Below are 16,358 nucleotides of genomic sequence, written 5' to 3'. Positions count from 1 at the left end.
GTGGTTATGATTACTGCAATTATTCGCTGGTCTGTTGTTAATCGTTTTTTTGTACTGTTACTGACCACAATACTTATTGGTGGCGGCTTGTATGCTGTAAAAAACACCCCAGTAGATGCCTTACCCGATTTATCTGATGTACAGGTTATTGTTAAAACATCTTACCCTGGGCAAGCGCCGCAAGTAGTGCAAGATCAGGTCACATTTCCTATAACCACGGCGATGTTATCGGTACCAGGGGCGCAAACAGTACGCGGTTTTTCGTTTTTTGGTGACTCCTACGTGTACGTTATTTTTGACGAAGACACCGATTTATACTGGGCACGAAGTCGTGTTCAAGAATATTTAAGTCAAGTATCTGCGCGTTTACCCAGTACGGCAATTGCAGAGCTAGGTCCCGATGCCACAGGAGTTGGTTGGGTGTATTTATATGCACTCACTGATACCACAGGTAAGCACGATATTAGCCAGCTACGCAGTTTACAAGATTGGTTTTTAAAGTTTGAACTGCAAACTGTGCCCGGTGTATCCGAAGTAGCATCGGTAGGTGGCATGGTGAAACAATACCAAGTTAACGTACAGCCCGATAAGTTACGTGCCTATGGTATTCCGCTAAGCCTTATTCAAACTGCCATTAAGCAAGGCAACCAAGAAATGGGGGCATCAGTTGTTGAAATGGCAGAAGCCGAATACATGGTTACCAGCACTGGCTATGTAAAAAGTGTGGCTGATTTAGAAGCGATTCCTTTAGGTATAAACGCTAACGGTACTGCACTACAGTTACGTGATGTTGCTAATGTGCGTTTAGGTCCTCAAATGCGCCGTGGTGTTGCCGAGCTTAACGGCGAAGGCGAAGTGGCTGGTGGCGTAGTAGTGATGCGCTTTGGTGAAAACGCGCAAAAAACTATAGAGCTCGTCAAAGCTAAATTGGAGTCACTTAAAAAAGGCCTGCCCGAGGGGGTTGAAATTGTACCTGTGTACGACCGCTCTCATTTAATAAAAGACGCAGTTGATAACCTCACCTCTAAATTGATGGAAGAGCTGATTGTAGTTGCTTTAGTGTGTGTGGTGTTTTTATTCCATGTACGCTCATCGCTGGTGGCTATTATTACCTTACCGTTAGGCATACTCACCGCTTTTATTATTATGCATTGGCAAGGGATTAACGCCAATATCATGTCATTAGGCGGGATTGCTATAGCGATAGGTGCCATGACCGATGGTGCGATTGTGATGATTGAAAACATGCACAAACACATGGAGAAAAAACCGCTGACCGATGAAAATCGTTGGCAAGTGGTGATTGATTCTGCCAGTGAAGTAGGGCCTGCATTATTTTTTAGCTTATTAATCATTACAGTTAGCTTTATGCCGGTGTTTATTTTAGAAGCTCAAGAAGGGCGAATGTTTGCGCCATTGGCTTACACAAAAACCTATGCAATGGCGGCATCTGCCGGCTTAGCAATTACCTTAGTACCCGTACTGATGGGGTACTTTATTCGCGGTAAGGTGATATCTGAAAATAAAAATCCGGTAAACCGTTTACTAGTAAATAGTTATAAGCCACTGTTAAACACAGTCTTAAAATTCCCCAAAAGCACCTTGTTGGTGGCACTGATTATTACTTTAGTGGGCTTTTATCCGGTAAATAAAATAGGCAGTGAGTTTATTCCACCTCTTGATGAGGGGGATTTAATGTATATGCCAACCACTTACCCTGGGATTTCTATTGGTAAAGCGCGCGAGCTATTACAGCAAACCGATAAGCTGATTGCCACTGTGCCCGAGGTGAAAACCGTATTTGGTAAAATTGGACGAGCGGAAACGGCAACCGATCCGGCACCACTCACCATGATTGAAACCTTTATACAGTTTAAGCCTAAAGATCAGTGGCGCGAAGGCATGACCACCAAAAAGCTCAAACAAGAGCTGGATGCTTTAGTAAAGTTCCCAGGACTCACAAACGCTTGGGTAATGCCTATCAAAACGCGAATAGATATGCTGGCTACAGGGATTAAAACCCCTGTGGGTATAAAAGTCGCGGGGCCGAATTTGAGTGAAATTCAAAAAATAGGTCAACAAATAGAAGTACTGCTTAAAGATCTTCCAGGTACCGCATCGGTTTACTCAGAGCGAGTAGCGGGTGGGCGTTATATCAAGGTCGATATTAACCGTGAAAAAGCAGCGCGTTATAGTTTAAATATTGCAGATGTGCAGCAAGTGGTCGCAACCGCCATTGGGGGAATGAACGTGACTGAAACGGTTGAGGGTCAAGAGCGATACCCGGTTAATATTCGTTATCCGCAAGCGTATCGTGATTCACCAGAGGAGTTAATGCTGCTGCCTATTGTAACCCCTGCTGGGCAACGCATTGCACTTGCCGACGTGGCTGATGTATACATTAGCGATGGCCCTCCTGGCATAAAAAGTGAAAATGCCCGTTTAAATGGTTGGAGCTTTATTGATATTAAAGATACTGACATTGGCAGCTACGTAGAAAGTGCTCAGCAGTTACTAAACGAGCAGCTAATTTTACCCGCAGGGTATTCTATAACTTGGGCAGGGCAATATGAATACATGGAGCGCGCTAAGGCGAAACTGAGTTATGTGTTGCCGTTAACCTTAGCCATTATTGTGGTACTGCTTTACCTGAATTTTAGAAGCTTCACTGAAGTATTTATTATTATGGCGACATTACCACTGGCAATGATAGGGGGTATTTGGCTCATGTATTTAGAAGGCTTTAATTTCTCTGTTGCTGTGGGGGTCGGCTTTATTGCCCTTGCTGGGGTGGCCGTAGAAATAGGCGTTATTATGTTGGTGTATTTAAACCAAGCCTATAAAGCGCAAGTAGAGGCCGCCGCTCAATTAGGAAAAAGCATAAGTATTGAGCAGCTTAAGCATGCCATATTAGAAGGCGCCGGTTTGCGCGTTCGCCCTGTAATGATGACGGTAGCAACCATAGTGATTGGCCTGTTACCGGTGTTATATGGCACAGGCACGGGGAGTGAAGTAATGAGTCGAATAGCCGCCCCCATGGTTGGCGGTATGTTTAGCGCCATTGTTTTAACATTGCTGGTGTTACCCGCGGTGTATTTATTATGGCGAAAGCGAAACCTATAATTTTTACACTGGTTGTGTAACTTGTACTGTAAAAAATCAGTACAAGTTACCCATCCTTACTTTACCTACTGATTTTATTGTGTTTTTTGTTGGCATGATTCACGCATCTATTTAATCATTAGGGTTAAATAGTAAGGAACGCACATGCAAGTTAAAACAATCCAAGAAGTGTTCGATTGGACAGTTCAATTTCACACACAAATGGCCGCTAATTTTTTTAGTGTAAAGGACCTACTCGGGGAGCATAACAAACAGCTAATTGATTATTGTGTTGAGTATGAAAAAAAGCTCGCTGAGGATTTAATTGGCTTTAAAGCCATCACGCAAATAAACACATTAGATACGTATTGTTATGAGTATTTTTCAGAGCACTCAGAAATTATTAACTTTACTGATTTAGATCGCAGTAACCAGTTAGATGAGCAAGTAATTCAAGAATATTTATCAAAGCAGCATCAAAAAGTATTGAACGCATATAGTTATTTGGCTGATAAAGCACAATCACCTGAGGCTCAAGAAAAACTAAGTGAGCTGTTGCAACTTGAAGAGCAAGGATTAAGGCAAATGATACAAAGCATTAATCGTCATGCAGATATGTAGCAACAAGTGTTACGCATAAAAAAGGCGCTGTAATAAGCGCCTTTTTCGTGTGTAAAATAATAGAGCACATTTAACTTTGCTCTACATCAACCACTAAGTCACTCGTAATTGACTCAAGAGCGTTAATTACTTCGTCTTTGTTAAGCCCATTAGGCAGGCTAACGGTGGCAACGGCACTAAAAATTGGCACCCCCCAGTTTGGCGCACTTTGCTGCCTTGAGTTTAAGTTCGTAATATTAGCGCCTTTATGACGAATAACACTTGCCAACTCCTGGACTATACCAGGGCGATCGTTCCCGGTGATCACAAAATTAAGCTGCTCGAGTTCAACAGGCTCAATTTCGGTGTTGCCTTTTTCTATACGGACATCTAATTTAGGAAGCCCATTAAGCGCATCTTGAAATGCCTGTAAATGCTCTTCAGCCACCTCAACTTGTATAATGCCAGCAAAGTGGCCAAGCAAATGACTTAAATTACTGCTTAACCAATTACCGTGGTTTTCCAATATAACCGATGAAATACTTTCTACTAAACCGGGGCGATCTTCCCCTAAAATGGTTATTACCAACTGCTTCATAATAGTTCTCTTTTTAAGCCCAAATGAAAAAATAAATGCATAGGCATTAAGTGATGCGATCTAATGTATGTGATTCTTAATGTATGTAAAAGCTAACCACAAAAGGATTGTTATATCTTAATAGGTTACTTTATTATTGTTATATTAGATGCCCATTGAGTATTGTCTTGGATAAATAGTTTGTCCAATTAATAATTGATTTAGTTTATTAATAACACATAAATAAATACAATTATTTAATAAAACAATACTTTAATATTATTTTGTGGTTCCAGTAAAGAATTATTACGACTGTAACATTACTGTCACTTTGATGAAATATAATGCGCCCAACGTTAAGATATAAGGGTGTTTTGATGACTTCAAATCCGAATAAACCGACTTTTAATACGGATCGAAGCCGTCTATTTAAAGACCGGTTTGCTAAGTTTGGCATAACCGCAGGCGGTATAATGGTATTAATAGCACTGCTATTGATCTTTTTTTACCTTCTTTATGTAGTGCAGCCTATTTTCGAGTCAGCTAAAGTTGAAAAGCGCGCTAGCTTTAATGTTGCTAATGCTGAGCAAATAGTTGGGCTTGGTGTTGAAGAGCAAACTGAGGTTGCTTACTTACTTGATAATCAAGGTCAAGTTAACTTCTATAGTGTTGATAAAGCAAACTTTGGTAAAAAACTAAAAACACTTAATGCCACTTTACCTGCGAAGGTAACCAGCTTTGCAAATAGTGCTCCTTTTCAAGGTCATTATGCGTATGGCTTAGAAAATGGCACCGTGACTATTGTTGCGCCTAAGTTTTTAGTCACCTTCCCTAATAATGAACGTAAATTAAGCCCGCGTTTAGGTTATCCATTGGGTGAGATGGCGTTAGAAGTTGATGAACAAGGTGCTGCTATTAAGCGTTTTGCCTTTAGCCATTATGAGGACAAAACAGCCGTTGTGGCACTTACCGCCGATAAACGTGTGGTATTTAGCAGCTTTGTAGCCGAAGAAAATATGTTTACCGGTGAAGTCGAATGGCAAGTTGAACGTACCGAATTGAACGTTGATGGTCGCGTAGATGAGTTATTAATGTCGCCGGATACCACCCGCACATTTGTTCGCTCTGCTAATCAAATTTACGTATTCGATACTCGCTACCCAAGTGAAGTAGAGCAAATCCAATTATTATCTGCCAACGAAGAAAACGCTAATATTGTGTCATCACAATTATTAGCTGGTGCTAACTCCCTGATGCTGGCCAATGATAATGGTGAAATATCGCAGTGGTTTGAAGTAAACACTGACTCAGGTCGCGAGTTTCAAAAAATTCGTTCGTTTGAAACCACTAAGCAAAGTAAGCTCAATGTTTTTACTGAATTCTACCGCCGTACCTTTTTTACAACTGGTCAAAATGGTGAGCTAGGTGTTTATTACACAACCAGTGAAGCAAAGTTGTGGCAAGGTAAAGTCAGTGACGGTGCAATTGAACAGTTTGCTATTGCTCCGCGTTCAAATGCCGCGTTGATTTTGGCTGATAACAAGCTAACGGTATTAGAAATTCATAACGAACACCCAGAAGTTACGTGGTCAGCGCTTTGGCAAGAAGTATGGTACGAGGGTTACCCTGAGCCGGGTTATATTTGGCAATCAACGTCTGCAAGTGATGATTTTGAATCTAAGTTCTCACTGGTACCAATTTCATTTGGTACTTTAAAGGCTGCTATGTATGCAATGTTATTTGCTGTGCCTATTGCTATTTCAGCCGCTATTTACACCGCTTACTTTATGTCGAGCGAATTACGTCGCGTAGTTAAGCCGACCGTTGAAATAATGGAAGCTTTGCCAACGGTAATACTCGGCTTTTTAGCTGGCTTGTGGTTAGCGCCTTTAATTGAAGAGCACCTGCCGGCTATTGTTGGCTTACTCGTATTACTGCCATTAGGTATTTTAGCAACCGCTTTAGGTTGGACTAAATTACCTGCAGCTATTCGCCATAAAATTCCTGAAGGCTCACATTCAATTTTATTAATTCCTGTGGTGTTATTTATTGGTTGGTTGTCATTTGCGATGAGCGAAAGTATTGAACTGTGGATGTTTGATGGCAATGTGCGTCAATACTTAACCAATGAGCTTGGTATGACTTTCGATCAGCGTAACTCGCTTGTGGTTGGTATTGCGATGGGCTTTGCGGTTATTCCCACTATCTTCTCAATTGCGGAAGATGCGGTATTCAGCGTTCCTAAGCATTTATCCAATGGATCGTTAGCATTAGGTGCAACGCAGTGGCAAACGCTAATTCGCGTGGTGTTACTAACGGCTAGCCCAGGTATTTTCTCTGCGGTTATGATGGGGTTAGGTCGCGCCGTAGGCGAAACCATGATTGTACTGATGGCAACCGGTAATACGCCGATTATGGATTGGAGTATTTTCCAAGGTATGCGTACCTTAGCCGCTAATATTGCCGTCGAAATGCCAGAGTCGGAAGTGGGGAGTTCGCATTATCGAATTCTATTCTTAGCCGCCTTTGTATTATTCATATTTACCTTTATTTTCAACACAGTTGCTGAATTTGTTCGTCAGCAGCTGCGTGAAAAATATAGCTCAATGTAAGTGGAGAAACACGACATGGTAAAGCAGTGGTTTAGGTCTGGTTCTCCTTGGATTTGGATGACCGGTGGTGCCGTCAGCATCAGTTTAATTTCAGTAATTGGTTTACTCGCCATGATTGCATGGAAGGGATTAAGCTTTTTTTGGCCATCTCAAGTTATGCAATATGAGCTTGAAGGCTCGATTACTAAACAAACCGTTATTGGTGAAATTTACGACCGTGAATTAGTACCTAAGTCGCGTTTAGCGGCAACCGGTATTGATGTTTCTAAATTTGAAAAAGACGAGGTTGAGCGTTTACTAATTAAAACCGGTAACCGTGAGTATGTAGATTTAGACTTTCGCTGGATACTTGAAACTGATATTACACAAAGCTCAGCACCAAAAGCACTCGCGGTATTTGAGCGTAGCAAAAACGGTAACTTTTACGGTTATGTAGAATCAGTAATTAAAGATGGTGAAACAATAACTACAGATAAAGTTGAAACATTACATGATCTTGTAGAGCGTGCGGTTGATTTAAATGACGAAGCACTGGATTTACAAAATGGTGATATTGGTCATATAAACTACGAGTTAGAGCGTTTACGTTTGCAGGAAAAAGCCTATTTGCTTGATAACGAGCTAACTGATGAGCGCGTAGCTGAACTTGCTCAAGCCCGTGCTGATTTACGTGCGCAATATGGTGAGCTTGAAAAAGAGTTATTTGCACTGCGTAACCAAGCTAAGCGTGACCAAGTAACTGTGAAAGATATGCGTGGTGAGATTGTTACTATCCCGCTTTATCAAGTGTTGGATGTATGGTTTCCAAACGATATGGGCTTTTTTGCTAAACTAGGCCATTACTTTGTGCAGTTAGGCAAGTTTGTTTCAGATGACCCACGTGAAGCCAATACCGAAGGCGGTGTATTTCCTGCTATCTTTGGTACGGTATTCATGGTGATGTTAATGGCTGTGATTGTGACGCCATTTGGTGTGGTTGCCGCTATTTATTTGCATGAATATGCAGCTAAAAACGCAATTACTAAAATGATCCGTATTGCGGTTATTAACTTAGCGGGTGTTCCGTCAATTGTATATGGTGTATTCGGTCTAGGTTTCTTTGTGTATATGGTAGGTGGCAGTGTTGACCAACTATTTTACCCAGAATCATCGCCTACGCCTGTATTTGGTACACCCGGTGTGATGTGGTCGGCACTCACCTTGGCTATATTAACTCTGCCTGTGGTAATTGTGTCAACCGAGGAAGGTTTATCTCGTATTCCAAGCACAGTACGTGATGGTTCATTAGCACTGGGCGCGACTAAGGTAGAAACGTTATGGCGAATCATTATTCCTATGGCCAGTCCTGCTATTATGACGGGGTTAATTTTAGCGGTTGCTCGTGCTGCGGGTGAAGTTGCACCGCTTATGCTGGTGGGTGTGGTAAAAATGGCACCAACGTTGCCGCTTGATGGTAACTTCCCTTACATACACTTAGATAGAAAGTTCATGCACTTAGGTTTTCATATTTACGATGTTGGCTTTCAAAGCCCTAACGTTGAAGCGGCGCGTCCGCTGGTATATGCAACGGCCTTTTTGTTAGTGTCGGTTATTATTACCCTTAACATCACCGCCATTGGTATACGCAACCATTTACGTGAAAAATTCAGATCGCTTGAGCATTAATTTAGTATAGGTAACAAACATGATTACAGTCGCTCCAAAAGTAAACCAAGCAAAGCCAAGCTTGAAGTTAGATTTAAATAATTTAACAGACGAACAAAAAGCGCTAGAAATTAAAGATCTCGACCTTTACTACGGTGATAAACAAGCACTGAGTAAAGTAAATATGAACATTCCGAAAGGCCAAGTAACGGCATTTATCGGTCCGTCGGGTTGTGGTAAGTCAACTTTGCTGCGTTGTATTAACCGTATGAATGACTTGGTTGATATTTGTCGCATAGAAGGCGAAATAATGCTGCACGGGCAAAATATTTACGACAAAAGCGTAGATGTTGCTGCGCTTCGTCGTAATGTTGGCATGGTGTTTCAGCGTCCAAACCCGTTTCCTAAATCAATCTACGAGAATGTGGTTTACGGTCTTCGCCTGCAAGGGATCAAAGAAAAGCGTAAGCTTGATGAAGTGGTAGAGCAATCGCTACGTGGTGCGGCATTATGGGATGAAGTAAAAGACAGACTTCACGATAGCGCATTCGGTTTATCGGGCGGTCAGCAGCAGCGTTTAGTTATTGCTCGCTCAATTGCGATAGAGCCAGAAGTATTATTACTTGATGAACCAACATCAGCACTCGACCCGATTTCAACTCTAGTGATTGAAGAACTAATTAATGATTTAAAGAATAAATTTACTGTGGTTATTGTTACTCATAACATGCAACAAGCAGCGCGGGTATCTGATCAAACCGCGTTTATGTATATGGGTGAGCTCATTGAGTATTCAGATACCAATACCTTATTTACCACACCAACGAAGAAAAAAACTGAAGATTATATTACCGGACGCTACGGCTAGTCGGGTTAAAACGCTAAAACAATGAATTATTAAAGAAGGTCATTATGGAACACAACATTAATAAACATATTTCTGGTCGTTTTAACCAAGAGTTAGAAGATGTGCGAAACCATGTACTGAGTATGGGTGGGTTGGTTGAGCAACAACTTAATAGCGCGCTTGATGCAGTTAGCAAAAACGATGCGGTATTGGCACAAAAAGTACGTGAAAACGACTACAAAGTTAATGCAATGGAAGTCAGTATTGATGAAGATTGCACCCGTATTATTGCTAAGCGCCAACCGGCAGCCAGTGATTTACGTTTAGTAATTGCAATAGCAAAAACCATTGCTGATTTAGAGCGAATTGGTGATGAAGCTAAGCGAATTGCTAAAGTTGCACTAGACTCATTTACTAAGGATCAACAAGATTTATTAGTAAATATTGAAAATATGGGTCGCCAAGTATCTAAAATGCTGCATGACGTTTTAGATGCATTTGCACGTATGGATGTGCAACGTGCATTTGAAGTGCATAAAGAGGATGCTAAAGTAGATAGAGAGTATGAAGCTATCACCCGTCAAATAATGACGTACATGATGGAAGATCCGCGCTCAATTCCAAAAATTATGGATTTAGTATGGTCTGTTCGCTCATTAGAGCGTATCGGTGATCGTTGTCAAAACATCGCTGAATATGTCATTTATTTTGTAAACGGTAAAGATATTCGTCATACATCTCAAGAAGATATTGAAAAATCACTGTAGTGATACGAATAACTAGAAAATAAGAAAGGCAGTAATACACTGCCTTTTTTATTTTTTGTAAATAATTGAATGAGAAAAAGCGTTCACAATCTAGCTTAATGCTGTAAAATTCACGCTGAACAGCATATTGAATTGATTAAAGGGTCAGTTATGCCAACAAATTTTTTAGGTGTTTTTGCAAAATCACCTATAAAACCAATAGAAGAACACATCAGAAAAGCGCATCAAGCAAGCGAAAGTTTGATACCTTTTTTTAATCATGTTTTTAAAGAAGAATGGCAACAAGCTGAAGAGCTACGTTTAACTATTCGTAATTTAGAACGTGAAGCCGATGAAATGAAAAGAACTATACGCTTACAACTACCTGGCGGATTATTCATGCCGGTAGAGCGTACAGACCTTCTCGAATTAGTAACCCAACAAGACAAAATTGCTAATAAGGCAAAAGACATTGCTGGGCGTGTAATTGGTCGTGAGATGATCATACCAAAAGAGATTCAAGAAGACTTTTTGGCGTATGTAACTCGTTGTGTTGATGCAACAAAACAAGCATCTAAAGCGATTAATGAATTAGAAGAATTGTTAGAAACGGGCTTTAAAGGCAGAGAAGTTACTCTGGTTGAAAAAATGCTCGTAGAATTGGATGCCATAGAACAAGACACGGATGAAATGCAAATTAGAATACGCCGCCAACTACGTAAAGTAGAAAGTGAGCTAAATCCAGTAGATGTAATGTTTTTATACAAAATCATTGAATGGGTTGGCGAGCTTGCAGATATTGCAGAGCGCGTAGGATCACGTCTTGAGCTGATGTTAGCTCGTTAATTTAAAATCAGTTCAAACACGAAAGATTAAGGTTACACAATGGATATCATTGCATCTTACGGCACGGTATTAATTTTAATTGCCGCAGCAGTCGGCTTTTTTATGGCTTATGGTATTGGCGCAAATGACGTTGCCAACGCGATGGGTACATCAGTAGGTTCAAAAGCACTTACCATTAAACAAGCGATTTTTATCGCGATGATTTTTGAGTTTGCAGGTGCTTATTTAGCCGGTGGTGAAGTAACATCAACAATTCGTAAAGGGATTATTGATGCGGCCCCATTTGCCGACATTCCTGAATTGATGATTTTAGGTATGATCGCCTCTTTATTTGCCGCGGGCAGTTGGTTATTAATGGCCTCGTTTTTAGGCTGGCCGGTATCGACGACTCATTCAATCATTGGCGCTATTATTGGCTTTGCTCTGGTTGCAGTAGGCACAGAGGCTATTCAATGGGGTAAGGTTGCCGGTATCGTAGGTAGCTGGATTGTAACGCCGGCGATATCAGGTTTTATAGCGTACTTAATATTTATGAGTGCGCAAAAGCTGATATTTGATACAGACGCTCCACTTAAAAATGCCAAGCGCTTTGTACCAATATACATGGGTTTAGCTGGCTTTATTATGGCACTTGTGACCATTAAAAAAGGCTTAAAGCACATTGGTATTAATTTAGGTACCTTTGAAGGTTTTGCTATTTCTATAGGTATAGCGGTACTAGTTGCTGTTATTGGTAAAATTGCGATTTCTCGTTTAAATATCGATCCTAAAGCGGATAGAGAAATGCAGTTTAACAATGTAGAAAAAGTGTTTGCAGTACTTATGGTGCTAACAGCCTGTTGTATGGCATTTGCTCATGGTTCTAATGATGTTGCTAATGCAATTGGACCACTAGCTGCTGTTGTAAACATTGTTGAAAATAATGGTGAAATCGCGAAGAAAGCGGCTATTGCTTGGTGGATATTACCACTGGGTGGTTTAGGTATTGTTGCCGGTCTTGCTATTTTAGGCAAAAAAGTAATTAAAACCATTGGTGAAGGAATTACACATTTAACACCAAGCCGTGGTTTTGCTGCTGAATTAGCTGCTGCATCTACCGTTGTTATTGCATCGGGCACAGGCTTACCTATCTCAACCACACAAACCCTAGTGGGTGCCGTGTTGGGTGTAGGTATGGCACGTGGTATTGCCGCACTTAATATGGGTGTAATAAGAAATATTGTAGTTTCTTGGGTAATTACATTGCCAGTTGGTGCTGCCCTTGCTATTGTTATTTTCTACGTACTAAGAACCGCTTTTGGGGTTTAATAAAAAGTACTTAAAAGACTTTTAGCTTGAAAAGATCTCAACGCCCTTGGTGTTGGGGTCTTTTTATTTGTGGAAAGAAAAATGACCAATCTCCCTAGTATAAAGCAGCTACAGTATTTATTAGCTGTGCATCAGCATCAACATTTTGGCCGCGCAGCAAGTGCCTGCTTTATTGGCCAGTCAACGCTGAGCACCGCAATTCAAAACTTAGAAGAGACCTTAGGGTGTCAGCTTATAGAACGAGAAAATCGCAGCCTTATGTTTACCACCATTGGTGAAGAGGTTGTTGAGCGTTCAAGAAAAATCATTAACGACACTATTAGCTTAAAAGAGCTTACCAAAAGCTTTTTAACGCCGCTTAGCGGCACATTAACGGTAGGTGTTATTCCCACGATTGCGAGCTTTATTGCAGCGCCTCTTTATCACTTTTGTCAGCAAACGTTTGCTGACTTAGAGTTAGTTTTAGTGGAGGATACCAGCGACAAGCTACTTGATAAGTTAGAGCATGGGCAAATTGACTTGGCACTATTAGCGCTGCCCTACGAAACCGATAAATTTCATACACAAGTACTTGCACAAGATCATTTTAGCTTAGTGCACCATAAAGACTACACACCAGCTAAAGGCATTGAAGACTTTAATTTACTACCAGAAGCGAGTGTATTTTTACTTGAGCGAGAGCACTGTATGACTGGGCATGCGCTCAGTGCGTGCCATTTAAACCGCTCTAGCTGTATAAATCCCTTTGAGGCAGCTAGCTTACATACTTTATTGAGTATGGTTGAGTACAAACTTGGCGTGACTTTTTTACCGCAAATGGCGATTAACGCGGGTATTTTAGAAAACAAAAACATGCTTGCTACGCCATCACAAGGTGATGCCTATCGTGATATTGGTGTACTGTGGCGCAAAACAACGGGGCGGATTCGTGACTTTAAATTGTTTAGCCAACAGTTAGAGGTCTTTTTGAAAAAGCAGTGCAGTGTTGATTTTAAGTAACGTAAAAAAAAGCGTATTAGAGATAATACGCTCAATAACACAGGGAATTAAAGTGGCTGCTTGTGCTGGCCATGGTAGCTCTCTAGAGGCGGTAAAAACAATAAGTAAACCCACACAACAACATTGAAGTAAGGCACCAGTCCAAGCACTGTAAAGGTTTTTACAGGGTAGCCTTTAATCTGGGCATACTTGTAACATTGAAGCGCAATAGCAAAGTGTATAAACAATAATAACGTGATTAGTTGCGTCATAAACATCCTCCTTATGACCAAATGTCCATCTTTAAGAGTATAGACATCTAGACGATAAGAAATAAAGATGTCATGTAAAATCAAGGTAATCACTTAATTTTCATGACATTGTGCTGCCGATAAGCAAAGTATAGGTTAGATGGGCAATTTTGGTAGTAATAAATTGCTTAAATTTGTTTATTAATGTTTATAGTGATGTGAGGGTATCTTGATAAAAAATAGGGTTGTTCTTTATTTTTTCTAATTCAATCAGTACCTTGTCGATAGGGACAGGGCGAGCAATAAAATAGCCTTGCCCGTAGTCTACGCCTATTTCTTTGAGTGCAAAAAATACTTCAGCGGTTTCCACATATTCAGCCACAGAGCGCTTATCTAGTGACCGACTGATGTCGTTTATAGCTTTTACTAGCGCTAAATCAATGGAGTCGTTAAGCATATCGCGGACAAATGAGCCGTCAATTTTCACATGTTGGGCTGGTAATTGTTTAAGATAATTAAAGGTACTAAATCCGGTACCAAAGTCATCAATCGAAAAGTGGCAGCCTAAATTATTTAACCGTTCAATCATTTTACGAGTGGCAGCCAAATTATTAATGCTAGCCGATTCGGTTATTTCAAAAATAATTTTTGACGGAGACACTTGGTATTTTTCGAGGCTCGACTCTATTAACGGCAGTAAACGCTCATCTAAAAATGACTGTGCCGATAAATTTATTGCAACCTGAAGAAGCTCTGGGTGCGCAGCAACACTCGCAATACTGTTACGAATAACACATTGATCCATTAAAAAGGTGTCGTTAAGCATTTCCAATGAGGGAATAAACTGATTTGGGTAAATAAGTTCGTCGTCGAGCTTTAATCTCAGTAGTACTTCAAAGTAAGCAACCTGATTAGTTTTAAAATCCCAAATGGGTTGATAATGAAGTTCTATACTGTCTTGTTGTAGAGCTTGGCGTACGCCATGGCCCCATTCTAAGCCCGTTTGCAGCGCATTGTTTTCACCATCTTGTTTTGAATAACAATGTACTAAGTTACGGCCTAAATTTTTAGCAATATATAACGCAATATCTGATTGCTTTAAACATTCATTTGGGTCGCAGTTATCAGCGGTAATTTGTGTTAAGCCAATAGAGCAGCTAATTGAATACACTTGATCTTCTGACTTAAATTGGTTGCCTTCAATGGCACTACAAATCCCCTCTGCAATTAAATGTGCGTCTAATAAATTGGTGTTTTTAAGGATCACCGCAAACTCATCGCCACCCACACGGCAGATCAGGTGCTCATTACTAATATTGGCAATAAACAGTTGTGCCACTTCTTTTAAAACAATATCGCCTTGTTGGTGGCCTTTACTGTCGTTGATTATTTTAAAGTGATCAAGATCGATATAAATAAGCGCATGCTCAATATTTGCATAGGTATTTTCGCTTTGACAAATATAGTTAAGTTGTTGGTCGAAGTAATAACGATTATGTAGGCCGGTTAACGTGTCATGCAATGCTAAATGGCGTAATTGAAGCTCAGCTTGCTTACGCTCATGAATATTATCGAGTGTGGCGGTAATGGTCGCGTTATTACTGCTATTTTTTATTAGCTGGAGGCGGCATTCAACCCACACCGAATTGCCATTTTTTTGTTGCAGTTTAACTTCTATTTTTTGTTTATTTGCGCCACCTTGTAAAATGTCATCAATAGTGGATTGTAATGACTGTTTATACTCTTTGGTACAAAATGCAGTTAATGGCTGTTTCAAGGTCGATTTAACCCCAAAACCACTCAAAGACTCCCATGCAGGGTTTATAAAGCGAATATTGCCTTGCTGGTCTAGCTCAAGCACCACGGTATTTAGGTGCAATAAAATACGTTGATGTGCTGAAAACAGGTCGCGATACTTTACTTCACTAATACTTAATTGCTGCACTTTATTGGCAAATTCAGCATAGCTGACCATAAAGTCTTCACGACGAGCTGCGTGGTCACAGACTTTATTTAAAAATGAGGGGTCGTAAGGGGCGCGAATAAAGTCGGTAACGCCTGAAAGTAATAACTGCTCTGCGTAATCGGCATCGTTTTTATCAATAATAGTAACAATGGCTTGCTGAGGGTTATGCTGCAGAATTTTTTCGACTAATTGATTTGAGCTTTCTGCTTGTGCCGCTGTGGCATCCAGTAGCACGATAGCAAAAGGCTGCTGATTATAAGCACTTAGCGCCGCTTTTTCAGTTGTGACATGGGTGATAGCAAAGTTAAGTTTTAATTGCTCACTCATATCATTTGCCCTGCTGGCAAAGGGTTCTAATAACAACAGGTTTAAGCGACTACTTTTTTCTAAATGGCTCGACAACACATTTGCGAGTATTTGCGGCAGAATATCTTGGCGCTCAAAAGGCAGTACCGCATCTATGCCATAACTTCGTGCAGTAGTCTCGGCGATTCGCTCACAATAAATGGGCGGAATTAGCAAAATAGGCGTGTTTTTAGGCGTGTTTAGTAATCCAGAGCGGATCATACGGGAAAACCGCCAACCATCAATTTTACCTACATCTAAGCCGGTTATGATTATATTTACGCTTTGATTTTTTAATATTTTTAGGGCGTCTTGGCTGTCTGATGCTTCAATGAACTCAAACACATTAAGCCTCTCTAACGTGGCACGAATAGTCTGGCGCTCATCATTACTTGCATTCAATATTAGCAATTTAAGCTGTTTTGCCACGTAGGTACCACTCCGAGAGATGCAGATCATAAAACAGTAAGAGTAATGATATTTAGCGATAAGAACAAGCGTATTTAACCGCTATTTTAAATGTAGTTCATTGGTGG

The 16,358-nt window shown here is 40.6% G+C and carries 12 protein-coding genes; 9 read left to right on the top strand and 3 right to left on the bottom strand.

Annotated elements, in window-relative coordinates:
- Positions 1-6: 6 nt before the first annotated feature.
- Positions 7-3,123 carry an efflux RND transporter permease subunit gene (locus tag PSM_RS13625; protein ID WP_013465998.1) on the top strand — a complete coding sequence of 1,039 codons (3,117 nt, stop codon included), beginning with the start codon at positions 7-9 and terminating at the stop codon, positions 3,121-3,123.
- 144 nt (positions 3,124-3,267) lie between these two features.
- Positions 3,268-3,723 carry a hypothetical protein gene (locus PSM_RS13620; RefSeq protein ID WP_013465997.1) on the top strand — a complete coding sequence of 152 codons (456 nt, stop codon included), beginning with the start codon at positions 3,268-3,270 and terminating at the stop codon, positions 3,721-3,723.
- Positions 3,724-3,793: 70 nt separating this feature from the next.
- Here the strand turns inward: PSM_RS13620 and PSM_RS13615 are convergent, their stop codons facing one another.
- Positions 3,794-4,300 carry a glycine cleavage system protein R gene (locus PSM_RS13615; RefSeq protein WP_013465996.1) on the bottom strand — a complete coding sequence of 169 codons (507 nt, stop codon included), beginning with the start codon at positions 4,298-4,300 and terminating at the stop codon, positions 3,794-3,796.
- A 356-nt stretch (positions 4,301-4,656) separates the two neighbouring features.
- On the opposite strand from PSM_RS13615, the gene PSM_RS13610 reads away from it, so the two are divergent.
- From PSM_RS13610 to PSM_RS13580, 7 genes are all read left to right on the top strand, one after another.
- Positions 4,657-6,891, top strand: coding sequence for an ABC transporter permease subunit (locus PSM_RS13610; protein WP_013465995.1), 2,235 nt, complete (start codon positions 4,657-4,659; stop codon positions 6,889-6,891).
- Between the two features lie 15 nt (positions 6,892-6,906).
- Positions 6,907-8,556, top strand: coding sequence for a phosphate ABC transporter permease PstA (gene pstA, locus PSM_RS13605; protein WP_013465994.1), 1,650 nt, complete (start codon positions 6,907-6,909; stop codon positions 8,554-8,556).
- Between the two features lie 19 nt (positions 8,557-8,575).
- Positions 8,576-9,403, top strand: coding sequence for a phosphate ABC transporter ATP-binding protein PstB (pstB, locus tag PSM_RS13600; protein WP_008114812.1), 828 nt, complete (start codon positions 8,576-8,578; stop codon positions 9,401-9,403).
- 44 nt (positions 9,404-9,447) lie between these two features.
- Positions 9,448-10,149 carry a phosphate signaling complex protein PhoU gene (gene phoU, locus PSM_RS13595; RefSeq protein ID WP_008114815.1) on the top strand — a complete coding sequence of 234 codons (702 nt, stop codon included), beginning with the start codon at positions 9,448-9,450 and terminating at the stop codon, positions 10,147-10,149.
- A 150-nt stretch (positions 10,150-10,299) separates the two neighbouring features.
- Positions 10,300-10,974, top strand: a complete 675-nt coding sequence (locus PSM_RS13590) for a TIGR00153 family protein (RefSeq protein WP_008114817.1) — start codon at positions 10,300-10,302, stop codon at positions 10,972-10,974.
- A 39-nt stretch (positions 10,975-11,013) separates the two neighbouring features.
- Positions 11,014-12,282, top strand: coding sequence for an inorganic phosphate transporter (locus tag PSM_RS13585; RefSeq protein ID WP_008114819.1), 1,269 nt, complete (start codon positions 11,014-11,016; stop codon positions 12,280-12,282).
- 81 nt (positions 12,283-12,363) lie between these two features.
- On the top strand, positions 12,364-13,281 hold the full coding sequence (locus PSM_RS13580) for a hydrogen peroxide-inducible genes activator (RefSeq protein WP_013465992.1): 918 nt from the start codon (positions 12,364-12,366) through the stop codon (positions 13,279-13,281).
- 47 nt (positions 13,282-13,328) lie between these two features.
- Here PSM_RS13580 and PSM_RS13575 read toward each other — a convergent pair whose 3' ends face one another.
- Positions 13,329-13,532: a hypothetical protein gene (locus PSM_RS13575; RefSeq protein WP_008114823.1), complete on the bottom strand. Its 204-nt coding sequence runs from the start codon at positions 13,530-13,532 to the stop codon at positions 13,329-13,331.
- A gap of 187 nt (positions 13,533-13,719) precedes the next feature.
- Positions 13,720-16,251 (bottom strand): EAL domain-containing protein, encoded by a 2,532-nt coding sequence (locus PSM_RS13570; protein WP_013465991.1) that lies wholly within the window; start codon positions 16,249-16,251, stop codon positions 13,720-13,722.
- Between the last annotated feature and the right edge of the window lie 107 nt (positions 16,252-16,358).

Origin of the sequence: Pseudoalteromonas sp. SM9913, from assembly GCF_000184065.1 — a bacterium.
Taxonomy (GTDB): Bacteria; Pseudomonadota; Gammaproteobacteria; order Enterobacterales; family Alteromonadaceae; genus Pseudoalteromonas; species Pseudoalteromonas tetraodonis.
Note: the sequence above shows the minus strand (reverse complement) of the source record. Positions and strands in the feature narration are given on the sequence as shown.